Origin of the sequence: Micromonospora sp. DT201 (assembly GCF_049841575.1) — a bacterium.
In the GTDB taxonomy this organism is placed as follows: domain Bacteria; phylum Actinomycetota; class Actinomycetes; order Mycobacteriales; family Micromonosporaceae; genus Micromonospora.
This window is the reverse complement of the sequence record NZ_JBNCKP010000004.1, coordinates 308,777-326,399: the sequence shown is the minus strand read 5'-3', so window position 1 is coordinate 326,399 and position 17,623 is coordinate 308,777. Positions and strand designations below refer to the sequence as shown.

The 17,623-nt window shown below is 72.2% G+C and carries 19 protein-coding genes; 16 read left to right on the top strand and 3 right to left on the bottom strand.

Annotated elements, in window-relative coordinates; translation table 11 throughout:
- Positions 1-61: 61 nt before the first annotated feature.
- Positions 62-1,324, bottom strand: coding sequence for an FUSC family protein (locus ACLQ28_RS10980; RefSeq protein ID WP_425686110.1), 1,263 nt, complete (start codon positions 1,322-1,324; stop codon positions 62-64).
- Between the two features lie 128 nt (positions 1,325-1,452).
- Positions 1,453-2,427, bottom strand: a complete 975-nt coding sequence (locus ACLQ28_RS10975) for an adenosine deaminase family protein (RefSeq protein ID WP_425686109.1) — start codon at positions 2,425-2,427, stop codon at positions 1,453-1,455.
- Between the two features lie 329 nt (positions 2,428-2,756).
- On the opposite strand from ACLQ28_RS10975, the gene ACLQ28_RS10970 reads away from it, so the two are divergent.
- From ACLQ28_RS10970 to ACLQ28_RS10895, 16 genes are all read left to right on the top strand, one after another.
- Positions 2,757-3,446, top strand: coding sequence for an LppM family (lipo)protein (locus ACLQ28_RS10970; protein ID WP_425686108.1), 690 nt, complete (start codon positions 2,757-2,759; stop codon positions 3,444-3,446).
- Between the two features lie 148 nt (positions 3,447-3,594).
- Positions 3,595-3,930 (top strand): hypothetical protein, encoded by a 336-nt coding sequence (locus ACLQ28_RS10965; protein ID WP_110568237.1) that lies wholly within the window; start codon positions 3,595-3,597, stop codon positions 3,928-3,930.
- A gap of 12 nt (positions 3,931-3,942) precedes the next feature.
- Positions 3,943-4,551: a glycine zipper family protein gene (locus ACLQ28_RS10960; protein WP_425686107.1), complete on the top strand. Its 609-nt coding sequence runs from the start codon at positions 3,943-3,945 to the stop codon at positions 4,549-4,551.
- Positions 4,548-5,246: a carboxypeptidase-like regulatory domain-containing protein gene (locus ACLQ28_RS10955; RefSeq protein ID WP_425686106.1), complete on the top strand. Its 699-nt coding sequence runs from the start codon at positions 4,548-4,550 to the stop codon at positions 5,244-5,246. The genes ACLQ28_RS10960 and ACLQ28_RS10955 overlap by 4 nt, the downstream gene beginning before the upstream one ends.
- A 23-nt stretch (positions 5,247-5,269) precedes the next feature.
- Positions 5,270-6,529 carry a phage tail sheath family protein gene (locus ACLQ28_RS10950; protein ID WP_425686105.1) on the top strand — a complete coding sequence of 420 codons (1,260 nt, stop codon included), beginning with the start codon at positions 5,270-5,272 and terminating at the stop codon, positions 6,527-6,529.
- A gap of 1 nt (position 6,530) precedes the next feature.
- Entirely contained in the window at positions 6,531-7,013 is a 483-nt protein-coding gene (locus ACLQ28_RS10945; RefSeq protein WP_179779319.1) for a phage tail protein, read from the top strand.
- Complete coding sequence (locus ACLQ28_RS10940) at positions 6,988-8,505, top strand: hypothetical protein (RefSeq protein ID WP_425686104.1); 1,518 nt, start codon at positions 6,988-6,990, stop codon at positions 8,503-8,505. The genes ACLQ28_RS10945 and ACLQ28_RS10940 overlap by 26 nt, the downstream gene beginning before the upstream one ends.
- A complete protein-coding gene (locus ACLQ28_RS10935) occupies positions 8,505-9,416 on the top strand; it encodes a hypothetical protein (protein ID WP_425686103.1) in 912 nt (303 codons plus the stop codon). Before ACLQ28_RS10940 ends, ACLQ28_RS10935 begins: the two co-directional genes overlap by 1 nt.
- Entirely contained in the window at positions 9,413-11,005 is a 1,593-nt protein-coding gene (locus tag ACLQ28_RS10930; protein WP_425686102.1) for a contractile injection system protein, VgrG/Pvc8 family, read from the top strand. Before ACLQ28_RS10935 ends, ACLQ28_RS10930 begins: the two co-directional genes overlap by 4 nt.
- Positions 11,005-11,343 carry a hypothetical protein gene (locus tag ACLQ28_RS10925; protein WP_425686101.1) on the top strand — a complete coding sequence of 113 codons (339 nt, stop codon included), beginning with the start codon at positions 11,005-11,007 and terminating at the stop codon, positions 11,341-11,343. Before ACLQ28_RS10930 ends, ACLQ28_RS10925 begins: the two co-directional genes overlap by 1 nt.
- Positions 11,340-11,774, top strand: a complete 435-nt coding sequence (locus ACLQ28_RS10920; protein ID WP_425686100.1) for a GPW/gp25 family protein — start codon at positions 11,340-11,342, stop codon at positions 11,772-11,774. The genes ACLQ28_RS10925 and ACLQ28_RS10920 overlap by 4 nt, the downstream gene beginning before the upstream one ends.
- The gene (locus ACLQ28_RS10915) at positions 11,771-14,440 is read left to right on the top strand and encodes a putative baseplate assembly protein (protein ID WP_425686099.1); all 2,670 of its coding nucleotides are present in this window, start codon (positions 11,771-11,773) and stop codon (positions 14,438-14,440) included. Before ACLQ28_RS10920 ends, ACLQ28_RS10915 begins: the two co-directional genes overlap by 4 nt.
- The gene (locus tag ACLQ28_RS10910) at positions 14,421-14,936 is read left to right on the top strand and encodes a phage tail protein (RefSeq protein ID WP_425686098.1); all 516 of its coding nucleotides are present in this window, start codon (positions 14,421-14,423) and stop codon (positions 14,934-14,936) included. The genes ACLQ28_RS10915 and ACLQ28_RS10910 overlap by 20 nt, the downstream gene beginning before the upstream one ends.
- Positions 14,933-15,862: a hypothetical protein gene (locus ACLQ28_RS10905; RefSeq protein WP_425686097.1), complete on the top strand. Its 930-nt coding sequence runs from the start codon at positions 14,933-14,935 to the stop codon at positions 15,860-15,862. The genes ACLQ28_RS10910 and ACLQ28_RS10905 overlap by 4 nt, the downstream gene beginning before the upstream one ends.
- Positions 15,859-16,320, top strand: a complete 462-nt coding sequence (locus ACLQ28_RS10900; protein WP_425686096.1) for a hypothetical protein — start codon at positions 15,859-15,861, stop codon at positions 16,318-16,320. Before ACLQ28_RS10905 ends, ACLQ28_RS10900 begins: the two co-directional genes overlap by 4 nt.
- Positions 16,321-16,340: 20 nt before the next feature.
- The gene (locus tag ACLQ28_RS10895) at positions 16,341-17,117 is read left to right on the top strand and encodes a hypothetical protein (RefSeq protein WP_425686095.1); all 777 of its coding nucleotides are present in this window, start codon (positions 16,341-16,343) and stop codon (positions 17,115-17,117) included.
- An 83-nt stretch (positions 17,118-17,200) separates the two neighbouring features.
- Here ACLQ28_RS10895 and ACLQ28_RS10890 read toward each other — a convergent pair whose 3' ends face one another.
- Positions 17,201-17,575, bottom strand: coding sequence for a cupin domain-containing protein (locus tag ACLQ28_RS10890; RefSeq protein ID WP_425686094.1), 375 nt, complete (start codon positions 17,573-17,575; stop codon positions 17,201-17,203).
- Between the last annotated feature and the right edge of the window lie 48 nt (positions 17,576-17,623).

Sequence of the window (17,623 nt, the reverse complement as noted above, 5' to 3'; positions counted from 1 at the left end):
GCAGCCCGTAGTCGTCGCGGTGCGCCGAGGACCACTCAGCAGCACCGGAGCGTGGGAGACGTCAGACTGCGGGTAGGCCCAGTGCTTCGTCGACGCGGGCGAGTACGGCGACATCGTCCTCGGGGTTCACGCCACGGAGCAGGTCGATGGCCGTGGCACGAATCTGGCCGATGATCATGGCCAGTGGGAGGGTCTGCGTGGAGCCGAAGAGCTGCCCGGCGGCGTGCACGGAAGCCAGGGCGGCTTCGTCGGCCCGGGTGGCGTGCCGATCGGCAGCCTCGTCGTGCCCGTCCAGGTCGGCGGCGAGGGCGGCACCGGCCTGCCGGACCGCCTCCGCCAGCGACCGCAAGGCGGCACCCAGCTCGGGCGGCGCAGCTGGACCACGCACCTCGGACGGCGGCACCGGACCACGCACCTCGGACGGCGGCACCGGACCACGCACCTCGGACGGCGGCACCGGGGCACGCACCTCGGACGGCGGCGCCGGAGCACGCACCTCAGACGGCGGCGCCGCGAGGTGTAGCCGGCTGAGTGTCACGCCGGCGCGGGCCAGCACCCGGACGTTGCGGACCGCATAGTCGATCTGTCGGATCGACTCGTCCACCGACCTCAGTCGACCGATGTGCTGGCGCCGTCGGACGTTGAGCCGCAGCGCCTCACCGGCGGCCAGCACCCCGTCGCGCAGCCCGTTGACCCGGGCGTCCATCCCCCGGGCCTGCCTGAGCGCGGCGACAGCTGCGGCCTCGTCGCGATGGTCCAGCGCGTCGGCGATCTCACCCAGCAGCCCAGCCAGTTCGTCGAAGGTCCGTCGTACCTCGGCGACCAGCGGTGCCAGCGGGTGCCGGGCGTCGACCAACAGACTGGCCGCGAGGGCGACCGCGCCGCCGATCAGCGCGTCGACGAAGCGGAACGGCACCAGCGTCCCGTCTGGCGGTGCGACCACCACCAGGTAGAGCGCGGAGACCGCGGCCTGCACCAGCGTCACGCCGGTGGCGCCGAAGGCCACCGCGAGCAGGACGGTGAGCAGAATGACGGTGAAGACCGTCCAGGTGCTGCCGGGGCCGAGCGCCTGCACCACCAGGTCCGCGACGAGCACCCCGGCGGCGACCCCGAGAACGACCTCGACGGCCCGGCGGATGCGCTGACCCCGGGCCTGACCGAGAACGATCAGCGCTGCGGCTGGCGCGAAGAAGGGCTGCGGGTGCCCGAGCAACCGGGTGGCCAGCAGCCAGGCCACGGTCGCGGCCGCGGTCGCCTCCAGCACCGGCCGCCAGCCGTGCCGCAGCCGCCCGCCGGCGGTCCGCAGCCCGCTGAACCACACCATCGCCACCCTCCCTAACACGCGCTGGCCGGTCTACCGCGACCCGGCCCACGGCACCACGCCGCCACGCCGCCACCCGCGACGCCCCTGGGCGATCGTCTCCCATCACACGAAGGACCTGCTCACCGGGGCTACTCAGTGCCCTGGAAAGCCCGCTCCCCCACCGCCACCAGTCGCGCGTGGTCAGCGGCGCTACCGAGCATGCCGCGTAGGCCGGCGGCGTAAGCGGTCGCGGCGTTTACTCCGAGCCGGGCGGCGAGCGCGTACTCGTCGGCCAGGGTGATGTCGAAGATGGCCGGGTCGTCGGTGGACACCGAGCAGGCAACCCCGCCGTCGGTCAGCACGGTCAACGGATGCGGGTGGTCCGGCCGGGCCACCCGGAGGCGCAGGTTGGAGGTGGGCGTCACGTCCAACACGATGCCCCGCTCAGCCAACTCGGCGACCAGCTCGGGATCGTCCACGGCCCGCACACCGTGCCGGATCCGAACCGCGCCCATCGCCAGCACCTCGCGGACCGCCTCCGGCCCGGCCGCCTCACCCGCGTGCGGCACGAACGGCAGACCGCCGTCGCGGGCCAGGTCCACCACCCGGGTGTACGGGATGGTCGGATGCCGCCCCTCGGCACCGGACAGCCCGAAACCGACCACGCCCCGCCCGGCGAAGCGGGTGGCGATGCGGGCCGCCGCCTCGGTGAAGCCGATGTCGTGACCTCGACACACCTGCGGGGTCAACCCGATCGAGACCCCGTACGACTCGCGGGCCTCGGCCGCAGCGTCCACCAGGACGGCGAGCACGTTCGCCCAGCCGGCCAACCCGATCCGTTCATCGGCGTCCACGATCGGTTCCAGGTGGACCGCCCCGTCGCGGGCGGCCTCGGCGGCGTAGGCCAGCAACGCCCGCCGGTAGTCCTGCGGTGTCCGCAGCACCGCCGTCATCGCGTTCCAGGTGGCGATGAAGTCGTACAGGTCGTCGAACGTTCCGGGCGTCTCGGCCGGCACCGGGAGGCGATGGCCGCGGGCCAGTGCGGCGAGCAACGCCGGGCGGACCGTTCCCTCCAGGTGGACATGCAGTTCGATCTTCGGGGTGTGGCGCTGAGCCGGCGTCATCGCGGTCCTTATGGGGATCGCCGAATGGGGCATTCAGCCTGCCCCACCCCGGCCCGGGGCGACTTCCCCCACACGAGGGATCATCGCCGGGGAAACCGTGCTCGGCCCAAAACTCCAGAGTAGTCAATTGCGCCGTGGATGACCCCGGTCAAATACGACAGTACGTCGGTACAATCGGCGACTGCGTTGTGACCGATCGCTGACTGCTCATGGTGAATTGGATCACACACACTGATCCCATGAACAGGAGAGTCAACCGCGGTAAGGCACTCCGCGTCGCGGTGTGTCTCCTTCTCCTCGCCGCACTGAGCAGCTGCATGCAACTCAACATGGGGCTCACCGTCAACGCCGACGACACGGTCGACGGGCAGCTGCTGCTGACAGCCGAGAAATCCCTGCTGAGCTCACGAAACAAGAACATCCAGGTGGCGTTCGCGGAGCTGCGACAGGAGATTCCCGCCCTGCCGCAGGGCGAGGAGACCGGCTACGCCGACGACAAACTCTTCGGCACCCAGATCAGTTATCACAAGGCGCCGCTGGCAGGTTTCGACACGGAGAGCGTGAAACTTGTGCGGGACGGCAATCTGTACCGTTTCACATTGCCGCTCGACCCGTCGAAATATGGCGGGAAGGTTGCGCAGCAGAATCCGCAACAGCAGCAGGCATTCCTCACGCTGATGTCGTTCGAGATCTCGGTGACGTTTCCGGGTCGCGTGATCGACAGCAACGGCGCCGTCAACGGTCGGTCGGTCAGCTGGAAGGTGGACCCCAACCAGACCAAGCCGGCCGAGCTGCGGGCGGTCGCCGAGGCGCCACCTCGACCGTCCGCCTCGCCGGCCGCCGCGGAAAGCGATGAAGGCGGGCTCGGATGGCCGCTGGTCGTCGGCGGCGCGCTCCTCCTGCTGCTGCTCGCCGCGGTGGGCGTACTCCTGTGGTTGCGCCGCCGGCACCCCGCGGCGCCGGCTGCGCCCGGCCCGACCCTGCCCGGCCCACCCGCCGGCAACCCGGGGCCCGGCTGATCCACCTGGTGGCCGGCTCAGCCGGCCACGCCCGGCCCCGGCCGCCCCCGAGACGACGGCGACCGGCCACGGTGCTCCCAGCCGGGAGCGCCGAACCTCACCACACCACCACATCCCGGTCGCACCATCGCAGAAAAGGGGGATCGCCATGAACGATCTCTTCACCTGGGCAGCCCTGGGGACCATCGCCGGCGCGAGCGCCGCCACCCTGCTCGCCACCAACGTCATCGGCGGGCTGATCGGCCCGAGCGGCGACAAGCTCCGCAAGTGGATCGCCATCGTCATCGCGCTCCTGCTGTCCTACCTCACCGCGGCGTTCGCGGACGAGGTAGGCGGCGAGAAGTGGATCATCGCGTTCTTCAACGCGCTCGTCATCTTCTCGGCCGCGCTCGGCGTCAGCCAGTTCCCGCCCGGCAACCGGCAGGCGACGCCGACCCAGCTCGCGAGCGGTCGCGAGCCCAAAATCTTCCGCTCCTGGGTCTGAGGCGGTGACGTCATGGTCTTCGGAATCCTCAGCGCGGCGATCCAGGTCATCCTCGGCGCCCTGTTCGGCTTCCTCGCCGGCGGCCCGATCGGCCTGCTGATCGGTGCCGTCGTGGGCCTGCTGATCGGCGCGGTCTTCGGCTGGGCGGTGACGTCCGCCGGGGTGTACGCACCCGACGCCCGCGGCATCTTCCTCTTCGTCGTCGACCACACCTGGAGCCTGCTCAACACGGTCGTCGGCGCCATCTATCTGGCCGTGCACCTGATCTTCGGACACTCGCTGGACCGGCCCACCTCGTCCGGCAGCGGCCGGGTCAGCGTGCTGGAGGGGGTCTCGCCCCGCTACGCCACCACCATCGGCACCGTCTGCGCCGGCTCCAGCTCCGGCATCCAGCGACACGAGGACGTGCACATCTTCCAGGGTCGCCTGCTCGGCCCGCTCTACATCCCGCTGGTGCTGGCGAACTACGTGCTGTTCACCATCGCCCCGGTGTGGCTGCTCTACCACGACCACACCAACGCGCCGATCAACCGGTTCACCCGGTACTTCGAGATCGGCGTCTACCCGCACGTGTGGAACGAGGCCATCGCGTACCGGATCCAGGGGACGCCGCCGCGATGACCACCGACGGGCGCGGGCCGATCGAGACGGCCACCGCCGAGCTCGCCGCCTGGCTGACCAGCGCGGCGGGGGAACCCGTCCCGATCGGCCCGCCCCGCGCGTCCGGCGACGCCGCCGGGCTCACCCTGTGGCCGCTGGAGCTGCGCCCGGCCCAGCAGACCCGCTCCAGCGGCGCGGTCCGCGAACCGTACCGGTTCACGGTTCGCTATCTACTCTGCGTGACCGGGCCGGCCGGGATCCCCCGGCTGGACCGGGTGCTCACCGCCGCGACGAGCGACGGCAGCTACCCGGTCGTCCTGGAGGCCGGTGACGCACCACTGTGGACGGCGTTCGGCGCGGATCCCCGCCCGGCGCTGCTGATCGACGTACCCGCACAGGTGGACCACCCGACCCCGGCCGCGCCGCCGGTGCTGCAACCGCTGCGGCTGCGGCAACTCGAGGTACGCGCCCTCACCGGCCGGGTGGTCGGTCCGGAGGACCAACCCCTGGCGGCGATGCGTGTCGAACTGCCCGGCACCGGGTCCGCCACCCGCACCGACCCCGAGGGCCGGTTCCTGATCGTCGGCGTCCCGCACGACCCCGAGCACCCGGGCCCGGTCCGGCTTCGGCTGACCGGGCGTGGGCTCGTCCTCACCGCCGACGTCGACCCCGCCGAGCCCGACATCGTCATCGTCTGCGCGCCACCGACCCACTGACGCCCACCCGCACAGGAGGACCGATGCCCAGCTACTTCTCCCCCGGCATCTATGTCGAGGAGGTCCCCAGCGGCGCCCGACCGATCGGCCCGGCGAGCACCAGCATCGCCGCCTTCGTCGGCGTCGCCCCGGACCGCTCCGCCCAACTGGGCAGGGCGGTGCCGGTCAACAACTGGACTGAATTCCTGCGGCTCTTCGCTGGCGGGGAGCGGGTGGAGAGCACCCCGCTGGCCCGGGCGGTCTTCGGCTTCCTCGACAACGGGGGCGCCCGCTGCTGGGTGGTCAACGTCGGCGACGGCGGCGCGATCACCGGCACCGGACAGCGCCGCGGCGGCCTGCAACTGCTGGAGGCCGTCGACGAGATCTCCATCATCGCCGCGCCCGGCTTCCACGACGTGGTGTCCCACGAGGCGCTGCTCAGCATGGCCGAGCGCACCCGCACCATGGTCGCGATCTGCGATCCGGCGCCGGACATCGACGACATCTCCGCGCTCACCCGCGTCGCCACACCATCCTCCGGCAAACCCCCGAAGCCCGCCGAGGGTACGGGCGGCGGCTCGGCCGGTCCCGGCGGCGGCTCGGCCCAGCCGGGTGGCTCGGGCGGGCACGAGGGGGCCGCGTACCGGCCCCGGCAGTCCGAGTTCGGCGCCTTCTACTACCCCTGGCTGAAGGTGCGCGACCCGATCAGCGGCGAGTTGGAACTCACCCCGCCGAGCGGGCACCTGGCCGGCATCTGGGCCCGCACCGACGCCCTGCGCGGGGTGCACAAGGCACCGGCCAACGAACCCGTACGCGGTGCCGTCGACCTGGGCTACCTGGTCACCCGACCGGAACACGACGTGCTCAACCCCAAGGGCGTCAACGTGATCCGCTACTTCGCCGGCGAGGGCATCCGCGTGTGGGGCGCCCGTACGCTCGCCGCCGAGGCCAGCGAGTGGCGCTACCTCAACGTACGGCGACTCAGCATCGCCATCGAGCAGGCCATCGCCAATGGCACCCGGTGGATGGTCTTCGAACCCAACGACTTCACCCTCTGGCGCTCGATCCGGCGCGACATCGGGGCGTTCCTCACCCGGGTGTGGCGCGACGGGGCACTGCTCGGGCGCAGCCCCGAGGAGGCGTTCTTCGTCAAGTGCGACGAGGAGACCAACCCGGTGGACGTCCGCGACGCGGGCATGGTGATCGCCCACATCGGCATCGCCGTCGTCAAGCCCGCCGAATTCGTGGTGTTCAAGCTGAGCCAGTGGGCCGGCGGCACCGAGACCGAGACGATCGGAGGCTGACATGCCCACCACAGCCACCCCACAGCCCGGCGCCCCGGTCGACCCGTACCGGGCGTACAACTTCCGGCTGCTCATCAACGGCGTCACCAACGGCCACTTCACCGAGATGACCGGGTTGGAGGTGAACATCCCCGGGCAGCCGTACCGGGAGCACGGCCTGGGCCGGATGCGGATGGTGCCCGGCCAGGCCGAGTACGAGCCGGTGACGCTGCACTTCGGCCTCACCGCCTCCCGCGAGCTGTGGGACTGGGTGAACGCCACCGCGCAGGGCACCCTCAACCGTCGCAACGTCTCCGTGGTGCTGCTCGACTCGGTGGGGACCGCCGAGGTGCTGCGGTGGAACCTCATCGACGCCTGGCCCACCCGATGGCGTGGCGCGCACCTCAACACGCTCAGCCACGAGATCGCCATCGCCTCGTTGACCCTGCGCTACGAGGGCCTGGAGCTGGAGACCGGCGGTGCCACCGCGCCAGCACCCGCGTAGCTGGCTGGCCGGCCGCCTGCGCTCGGCGGCCGGGGCGGTGCAGCGCCTCGCCGGGCGGGTCGAGCCCGCCGGACAACTTCCGCCGTCGGAGGAGCCCACGGCTGCACCACGGCGCTTCGGGGAACCCCCGCAGCACTGGTTGGACCTGGTCAGCGCACACGCGCCCGGCCTGCTGCACGACCTGGACTTCGACATGTCCCCGGTCGGCTCCGAGGACGCAAGCGCCCGCGACGACCGGCCGGGCGAGACGGCTTCGATCGGTCGGCTGGGAGGTGATGGTGCGGCTCCCGCCCCGGCTGGCGCGTTGGCCAGCAGACCCAGCGCGAGCGGCGGTGCCGCGGCTGTCCGGCGCGGCGGCCCGGGTACGAGCGGGTTCGCGACGCCGGACGGGTCCCGCCCACCGGGCGGGACCGGGCGTTCGGGTCGCACGCCAGCGGCAGGTGACGGACCGCCCAGCACAGCCGGCTCATTCGGCGGCGGCGGGGCACGAGCGTCCGGGCCCGACACACCGGCGGGTCCGTCCGGGTTGGACGCACCGGAGCGACCGGCGGGATCGGTCCGACCGGGTGCTTGGGGCGATACCGCAGGAGTTGGCGGGAACGGTCCGCCCCGGGCCGGCCAACCCGATCAGCCTGTCCACCCGCTGATCCGCCCCGCGATCCCGGGTCCGCTCGCCTCCCCCGGCGACCACCACGAACACCGGACCGACGACCTCGAACCCACGCCACGCGCTCCGCGCTCACCTCTCGATCCGCGACGCCCGCCCGCCACCACCGGTGACGTCCTCGCCGACCGGCTGTCGGCTGCTCACGACGGACTTCGGAGCGACCAGGACGGATCGGCAGACGACCAGACCCGGCGCAGGGCGAGCCACCCCAGGTTCGCGGGCGGCCACCCCAGGTTCGCGGACGGCCAACCCAGGTTCGCGGACGGCCAACCCGGGTTCGCGGACGGCCAACCCGGGTTCGCGGACGGCCAACCCGGGTTCGCGGACGGCCAGGGTGACGCAGTCGGGACACGGCCTTCGGGGCCGGGCAACGCGGCGGCGCGGCGGGCACCGGCCTGGCCGGACCTGGACGCGGTCGATCGAGTGACGACCTGGACCGGTTCGGCCGGTGCGACGGTCGCAGGTGACGCCGAGGGCACGACGAACGACCGGCGTCGCGACCTGGACCACACCGCGGGCGATTGGCCCTGGCTGACCCTCCCCGACGAACCGGCACGCCCCCGGCAACAGCAGTGGCGATCGGCCGGGCAGCGGGTCGACGAGATGGATGCGGTCGGCGGCGGAGCGTGGGCCGGTGCATGGGGTCCCGGCCCAGCCGCAGGCAGACGGTCGGCGAGCACCGGGCCGTGGTCGTCCGCGATCGAGGCGAGAGTCACCGACCCGTGGCCGGCGCTGCCCGACGACGCGACGCTGTGGACCGTGCCGGGTGACGCGTTGAACGATGCCGAGCTGGCCCGGTTGGATCGGGAACAGGCGGGCGACTGATGGAACGCGTCGCCTTCCTCATCGACTCCTCCGGCGAGCGGGTGGACTGTCTGCTCAACCCGGAGACCGTGCAGGTGACCCGACTCGCCGGCGTACGCCCCCGGGGTGCGTCCGGCGGGCAGCTCACCGGGTCCGGGCTGGCCGACGATCCGTTGGTCTTCACCGGCGGCGGCCGGACCGAGCTGGTTCTCGACCTGCTCTTCGACGTCGACTTCGTCCAGGCGCAGGTCCGTCCGGCCGACGTGCGGGTGCTCACACGTCCCCTCTGGATGCTGGCGGAGAACTCGACCGCCGAGCATGGTTGGCTGCGTCCGCCGCTGGTCCGGTTGGTCTGGGGCAAGACCTGGAACGTGCCCGGCGTGATCATCGCAGTGGCGGAGCGGTTCGACGCGTTCACCGGCACCGGCTCACCTCGACGCTCCTGGCTGCGGCTGAAGCTGGTCCGGGCTGCCGAGACGGCCGATCAGGCCGAGGCCGGCTTCGCCGAGGAGTTGGCCGCGGCGAGCACCCCGACCGCCGCTCCGGGCAGCGCGGTCATCGCCGCCGGCGACGGCGCGGCAGAGCCGGGTCGTTCCGGTGTGCGCTTCGACCTGCTGGCCAACGACGCGCTCGGCTCGCCGCTGCGTTGGCGCCTGCTGGCCGAACACAACCGGATCACCGATCCGCTGGCGGTGCCACCCGGCACCACCCTGGCAGTCCCACCATCCGCCGCCACCCGCGCCGGCAGCAGCCCGGGTAGCGCATCGACCTTCGCTGGTGCGGTGGCCGGGATGGCGCGAACAGTGGCCGGCGCGGTGAGCGCAGGAGCGTCGTTCGTGGGCGCCTCGATCGCCGGCAGCACCGGGCCAGGCACCACCGGACCGGTCAACCCAGGCAGCACCGGACCAGGCAACCCCGGGGGTACGCCGTGACCAGCGTCGCGCCCCGGGCGCTGATCGTCCTGCTCGACGGGGCCGAGTTGGCCGGTGCGGCCCGTCAGCGGGTTCGCTCACTGCGGGTGGCAGCGCGACTCGACCAGCCCACGCAGGCAGAGCTGGTGCTCACCACCGCCGCCGGGGCCGGCGCGTTCGACCCGGCGGTGCGCCCCGGCACGGCGCTCGACGTCCGGCTGGCCGACCATGCCGACGCCCTGTTCGGCGGGGAGATCACCGCAGTGGAGGTCGAGTACGCCTCCGATGGGGCGGCGGTGCTGCGGCTGCGGGCGTACGACCCGCTGCATCGGCTGCGTAAGCGACAGGGGTTGCGGGTCTTCACCTCGGTGACCGCCGTCGAGCTGGCCCGGGAGCTGTGCGGCGAGGTGGGGCTAACGGTGACCGCCGAGGTCGACGGCCCACGGCTGGAGCGGCTGTTGCAGCACCGGCACAGCGATCTGGAGCTGCTGCGCGAGGTGGCCGGCCGGGCCGGGCTGCACCTGGCCGCCGACGGCAGTGGCGTCCGGCTGATCACTCTGGCCGGCTACGGAGAACCGGTCGCGCTGACCCTCGGCGCGGGTGTGCACACCCTGCGGCTGTCGACCAACGCCGATCAGGCCAGCGGTGCCAGCGCGGCACTGGGCTGGCACCCGCAGCGGGCCGAGGTGATCAGTCAGCAGGCCGACGAGGCGCGCTGCGGCCGGCCTGCCGGCGACCGCCCGGACCCGGCCGACGTGGGTGCCGACGGGGTACGCACCGCCGTCGACCAGCCCGGCCGCAGCGACGACGAGTTGGCGGCGCTGGCCCAGGCGCGACTGGACACCCGCGCGGCGGCGCTGGTCACCGCCGAGGGGGTGGCCGAGGGCGATCCGGCACTGCGGCCGGGCCGGCGGGTCGACCTGAGTGGTGTGCCGGACCCGGTCGCCGGGGCGTACGTGCTGACCGAGGTGGTGCACACCGTGGACGGCAACGGGCATCTGACGCGCTTCTCCACGGTGCCGCCAGCCACCCCGGCAGCCTCGACCGGCGGCGCGGTGGTCACCCTCGGCACCGTCACCGACGTCGCCGACCCGGATGGGCTGGGCCGGGTCCGTCTGACCCTGCCCGCGTACGGGGACCTGGACGCAGGTTGGCTCGCCGTGCTCTGCCCCGGTGCCGGACGAGGCAAGGGTCTGGTGGCACTCCCCGATCCGGACGACACAGTCCTGGTGGTGCTGCCCGGCGGCGAGCCGGCCTCGGGCATCGTGCTCGGTTCGCTGTTCGGCGCGGTCGAGCCGTACGACGCGGGCATCGACGACGGAAAGGCGCGGCGCTGGACGCTGCGCACCGCCGGCGGGCAGTCGATCGTCGTCGACGACGTGCAGCGCAGCCTGCGGCTCGCCACCGAGGATGGCAGCTTTCTGGAACTGACCCCCGATCTGGCCACTCTGCACGCGGCGTCCGACCTGGTGATCTCCGCACCCGGCCGGGCCATGGTGGTGCGCGCCCGCAGCGTGGACTTCCTGCACGCGGAGTCGACCGAGGATTCGACGACTGCGGCGCGGCAGGCCCGTTCGCTCGCCCGCGCCCACCACGAAGGAGGCGGCTGATGCGCTGGATCCACCGTGACTCCGTGATCACCTGCGATCACGACGGCCGGGTCGAGAACCGACCCTCGCGGCAGTGGGTGACCGTCACCGGTGTGCCCGTGCTGGTGGACGACGACCCGGAGGGCCGCACGATCGTCGCCTGCCCGAACTACGGCCCGACCATCAAGCCGTGCACGACGACACTGACCGTCCGCGTCGGCTACAGCGACTGGGTCCGCGTCGACGGCCACCAGGTGGTGCTGTCGCACCTGGAGGGGTTCACGAACGGCACTCCGCCGGGGCTGGTCAAGCACACGGTGCGTGATCCGCGCCAGCAGTTCCTGGGGTCGGACCGATGAGGGCCTTCCGCTTCGTCGGCGCCGGCTTCGACGCCGGCCGTACCGGCGGCCTGGCGCTCACCGCGGCCGGTGGGCTGGCGATGACCGAGGGCGACGAGAGCGTACGGCAGGCGCTGTTCCTGCTCTTGTCGACAACGCCGGGCGAGCGGCTGATGCGACCCGGGTACGGCTCCCGACTGCACCGGCTCGTCTTCGCACCCAACGACGACACCACGGCTGGCCTGGCCATCCACTACGTCCGGCAGGCCATCGCCCGCTGGGAGCCGCGCGTCGAGGTGATCGACGTGGACGCCGGGCCAGACCCGGACGACGCGTGGCGGCTGGTGATCCGGTTGGACTACCGGGTGCGGGCCAGCCTGACGCCCGGGCAACTGGTCTTTTCCGTGGACCTGCTCCCGGCCGACGAGCCCGCGCAGGGAGGAGCGTCATGACGCTGCCCGTGCCACACCTGGACGATCGCGGGTTCCTCGACCTGGTCACCGAGGCTCGGGATCGGATCCGGCAGTCCTGCCCGGCGTGGACCGACGTGTCGGCGCACGATCCCGGCATGGCGCTGGTGGAGGCGTTCGCGCACCTGACCGAGGTGATGATCTACCGGCTGAACCAGTTGCCGGAGAAGGCGTACGTCTCGTTCCTGAACCTGCTCGGGGTTGCCCGGCACGCGCCCACCGCGGCCTGGGCGGACGTCCGGTTCACCCGCACCGGCACCGACAGCGCCGCGGTGCGGATCCCGGCCGGTCTGCGGGTCGCGGCGGCCCGAGGCGCGGATCCCCGGCCGGTCGTGTTCGTCACCACCGAGCCGGCCCTGTTGCCCGAGGGCGAGGCGTCGGTGACGGTCCGGATGCATCACTGTGAACCGGTCGAGGCGGAGCTGCTCGGCATGGGCACCGGCCAGCCCGGTCAGATGCTGCGGGCCGCCCACGCTCCGCTGGCGCACACGGCCGAGCCGTTGGATCTGCTGCTCGGGGTGGAGGTGCCGGCCGGCACCGTCGAGTTGGGCGCGGCGGCCCGCGAGCACGACGGCCGCACGTTCGAGATCTGGCGGCCGGTGGACAGCTTCGCCGGCCTCGGCCCGCAGGCCAAGGCGTACCTGGTCGATCGCTGCTCCGGCACCGTCACCTTCGCCCCGGCCCTCGACCTGCGACCGCCCGCCGGCGCGGTCCAGGACACGCCCGGCGATGCCGAACCGGCCGCGGCGGGTGCCCTGACGGCGGTGACGGTGGCGGCGGTGCCGCCGGCCGGGCGGCAGGTCCGCCTCTGGTACCGGGCCGGCGGTGGGCCCACCGGCAACGTGGCGGCGGGCACGCTCACCAGCCTGCGTGACCCACTACCCGGGGTACGCGTCGACAACCCCGCGCCGGCGGCCGGCGGCCGGGAGATGGAGGCGCTGGAGTCGGTGCTGCTGCGCGGTCCGTACGAGTTCTTCGCCCAGCAGCGGGCGGTCACCGCCCGCGACTTCGAGGTTCTCGCCACCAGCTCCGGTGCGGTGGCGCGGGCACGGGCGTTCACCCGCGCCGCTGTGTACAGCTTCGCCCGGCCGGGCGAGGTCGAGGTGGTGCTGGTGCCGTACGTGCCACCGACGGCCCGCCCCGGCGGCCAACTGCCGGTGGCGGTGCTGCGCGAGCACGAGGTGCCCGAGGCGCGGCGCCGGGTGGAGGCGGACCTGGAGGAACGCCGGATGGTCGGCATCCGGTCCCGGGCGACCTGGGCACGGTTCAAGGCGGTGTCGGTACGCGCCCGGGTGGTGGTTCGCCGGGAGGAGGATGTGGACGCGGTCCGGCGCCGGATCCACGACCGGCTGCACCAGACGTTGAGCCCGCTGCCGACCGCGCTCAACCCGACCGGCTGGCCGTTCGGCGAACCACTGCGGGCATCCAACGTGTACCGACTGCTGGAGCAGGCGGAGCCGGGTGTGCGCTACGTCGAGTCGGTCCGGTTCGTGGTCGACGAGGCACCCGACGCCGGCGTACGCGCCCTCGCCGTCGACCAGTACCAGCCGCACACCTGGTACGCCGGGCGCGACCCGGTGCTGTTCCGTTCCAGCAACGGCGGTGCGGGTTGGGAGCCGGCCGGCCGCTTCGACGATGAGACGGTGTTGCGGGTTGCGCCCGCGCCCGCTCCGGTGCGGCCGGGCATCGTGGCGCGTCCCGGCTCGGTGGCGGTGGTGACGCTGCGCGCCTCCGGCGGCTCCCGGGTGCACCTGAGCACCGACCTGGGCGAGACGTGGTCGCTGCTGACCGACCTGGATTCGCGGATCTCCGACGTGGCCTGGCTGGACCGCGACGGCGCGGGCGCGCTGCTGGTGGCCACCGACACCGGCCTGTACGAGGTGTCGCTGCTACCCGGGGCGGTCCCGTTGCAGATCCTGGTCGACCCGTCCGACGCCGACCGGGGGTTCTACGCGGTGCGCGCGTTCGTCTCGGAGCGGGGTGCGCCGGGCGTGGCAGTCGCCGCGCAGGCCAGCTTCGGGGTGTACCTGTCGACCGCCGGCGGTCGACCCGGCAGCTTCACCCACGTCGGTCTCTCCAACGTGGACAACCGGGTTCTCGCCGTGCAGTACGACGGCCCGGCCACCCTGCTGTGGAGTGGCGCGGGCGAGCCGGACCCGAGGAAGCCCGGCCAGGGCTGTCACCGCACCAGGCTGTTCGAATCCGACGTGAAGTGGCAGTCGGTGCAGGCCGGCTGGATCGGCGGCACCTGCCGAGATCTCGCATTCGCCGGGTCGCAGGCGGTGGCGGCCACGCAGAGCGGCGGGGTGTTGCGGCTGGACACCCTCGCCGCCCAGCCACAGTGGCAGTCGGTGTCGGTCAACTGCGGTCTGCCGCTACGGGACCGGACCCGCTTCGAACCGGTCGACGCCATCGCCGTGAGCGGGGGCGCCGTCGGCAGCCACACGACCGGTAGCACCGTCGCCGCGGAGCGGCTGATCCTGGCCGGCGGTCAGCGCGGCGTGCACCGCAGCGCCGACGCCGTCGACTGGACGCCCAGCGCCAACCAGGCCACCGCCGACGTGGTGACCGTCCCGGATACCTGGCTGCTCTGCTCCGGCGAGCACGACATCGAGGTGGTGCGCCAGGATGCGACGCTCGGCGATTGAACGGCTGCTGCCCGCCGCCTATCAGCGGGCCTGCGTGCCCGGCAGCGTGCTCTGGGCGCTGCTCGACGTGATGGAAGGGCTGCACGCCCCGGACGAGGCGATCCTCGCCGAGGTGGACGCCCTGTTCGACCCGTACCGGGCACCGGACGGGCTGGTCGTGCAGTTGACCCGCTGGGTGGCGATGGACCATGTGGTGGCCTCGCCCCGGCGGGACGCCCCGCTGCCGCTGCCGGTGGGCCGGCTGCGCGACCTGGTGGCCAACGCCGCGCTGTTGGCCCGCTGGCGTGGCACCCCGTACGGGATGCGAAGAGCTCTCGAGGTGGCTACGGGGTTGAGTGGTTTCGCTCTGGACGAGCCCGACGAGCAGCCATTTCACGTCGTGGTGCGGGTGCCGGCCGCCGCCGCCAGCCAACTCGCCGTGATCACCCGAATCGTCGAGGCGGAGAAACCCGCCTCGACCACCGTCGAGATCGTCCTGGAAGAGGAGTCGTCATGACCACCGAGTGGGCGGTCGTCGCCGCCGCCGAGCAGTTCACCCTCGATCCGCGCAACAGCGGCGAGCTGACCTTCACCGTCTCCAACCCGGGCAACGCACCGGACACGGTGGTGTTCGACGTGGCACCCGGTGACGGGTCCCAGCGGGCGTGGTTCACCGTCGCCGAGCCGCAGCGGGTGGTACCCGGGCAGGGCTCGGTGTCCTTCCTGGTCAAACTCGCCGTGCCGGCGGGCACCCCACCACGGCGCTACGACATGACCGGGTTCGCGTACTCGGCGAACACCGCACCGGAGGAGAGCTCCCGATCCAGCGGTCGAGTCACGTACGAGGTGCGGGCGGTCGCGCCGCCACGGCGTACCCCGTGGTTGTGGATCGCCGCCGCGGCGGCGTTGGTGCTGGTGGTGGTGACCGTGGGGGTGGTGCTGGTGACCCGCGACGGCGAGCCGGCTCCCGGCGAGCCCCGAGTGGTCACCGTCGAGGCGGAGAGCCTGGTGGACGGCGCGGTCGTCACGTCGCCGCAGAAGACCAAGGCGGCCGTGGGCGCACAGCCCAACTGCTGCGGGGTTACCTGGTCCGGGGACAAGCAACTCTTCTTCACCGGCCTGGCCATCGGCGATCAGGTCACCGTGACGGTGCAGATCCCTGCGGACGGCACGTGGCGTTTCGCCGCCGTTCGCACGACCTCGTTCGACTACGCCAACACCGTCTTCACCATCGACGGCAACCAGGTCGGCGGCACGTTCCTCGGCTTCACGCCGAAGGTGCAGAAGACCGAGTTCCTGGACGTCGGTCTCGTCCAGCTCGCCAAGGGCCCGCACCGGATCACCCTGCTGGTGGTGGGCAAGACGCAGGGCACCAACAGCTACTTCGCGGGCGTCGACGAGATCCGGTTCACCGAGATCGTGGCGCAGGCCGTGGCGCGATGAGTGGCCGGCAGAAGGCGCTGCTCGGGCTGCTCGCCGTCGGGCTGGTGGCGCTGTTCGTGGTCGCGGTCGGCGCGGGCCGCGACGACCCGGGTGATCCGGGAGCCCGGCACGGGTTCGTCGACCGGCTGGGGGCGCTGGGCGGCGAGCGTTCGGCGGTGGACCCGGCGACGGTCAGCGCCGACTGCGCCGATCAGACAGGCCGGTTGGTGTTCTCCGGCAGCTGCGTGGTGCGGATCGCCGACCCAGGCGGGCTGCGCACCCTGGTGCTGCGCAGCGCGTCGCGGTTCACGGTCGTCGCGGCGGCGCCCGGCGACGCCGAGCTCACCATCCGCGACGAGGTCGAGCCGGCGTCCGACGGCACCGGCGCGGTGGCGAAGGTCGCCGTGGACCAGGCCGCCGAGGTGGGCCTGACCTGCCCCGGCCTGGGCGGCTGCACGGTTTTCGTGGCCGAGTCCTGAGCTGAGGGGAAGGTGCCGTCGTGGGTGACCTGCGTAAGCCGTTTCTGCTGCTGGCCATGCTCGCCATCGTCCTGGCGATCGGCGTGGAGCTGGGTGCCGGGCTGCTGCTGGGCGGCGCGGACGCCGGCGCGGCGCTGGCCGACAGCGCCGGCGCACTGGATGTCGACCTCGACGACGCGTCCGGGGTCAGCGAGCCGTCCGGCCGGGGCACCGGCTACCTGGCGTTGATCGACGCGGTGGCGGTCTGGAGCACCGGGCTGTTCTGCCTGGGGATGCTGCTACCCGAGCGCGTCCAGGGTCGCGTGCAGGGCGTCGCCAGCCTGATCTTCTCGATCATCCTGATCATCGTTGGGCTGGTCGCGCTGATCGTCGCGTTCGTGGAACTCATGATCATGGTGTCGCTGTTTTTGGCCGTCCCGTTCGGCACGCTGGCGTACCTGGCGCTGTGGGGGTTCTTCCCGGTCGGCGAGGCGGCGGTGCTGCTCGGGCTGGTGCTGCTGCTCAAGCTGGTGTGGGCCGGGCTGCTGGTGGCGGCGCAGCCGCGCTTCCTGCAGAACAAGGGTCTCGTCCTGCTGATCCTCACCACTCTGCTCTGCACGGTCGTGCTGGAGTTCCTGCACAACCTGGTCCCGGTGATCCTGGTCAGCATCGTCGACGACGTGGCGGCGCTGATCTTCGCGGTGATCGCGATCATCTGGGGACTGGTGCTGCTGATCGGGTCGATCCCGGCGATCGTCAAGGCCATCCGGGTAACGGCCGCCCTACCCGCCCGGGCCGGGACGCCCGCACCTCGCTGAACCCCGGTGATCATGAGGTTATTGCCATCCCGGGCGGCGTGTCGGGCAATAACCTCATGATCGACGCGTGGCTTGGCAGGGAGTCAGTCCACCTTGGTTAGGAGGGGTTTGCCTTTTTCTACTACGTAGGTGGCTAGCTCGACTGCTATTCCGTTGCCTACGTTGCGGGCCTGGTGGTGGACGCCGTAGGGCACGGTCAGTGCGTCACCGACATTGCACACCACCGGTGGTTGACCTTCGAGCGTGTATTCCAGAGTGCCCTGCAGCACGCAGATGATCTCTTCGCCGGGGTGGAAGTGCTTGAACGGCGGTGAGTCCGGCGTGAATTCCACACGACTCTGGATGACCTCGCGTCCGGGAATGCTGAGATCGTGTTTCTGCAGATCGACACGCCACAACCCCGGCGCTCCCTCGACCGCTGTCGGACTGATGCCCTTGGGTCGATCTTGCCCGCTCATCACGGCCTCCTATGAGCCGTCGCGCGACGGCACCCGCTCCCTTGATGC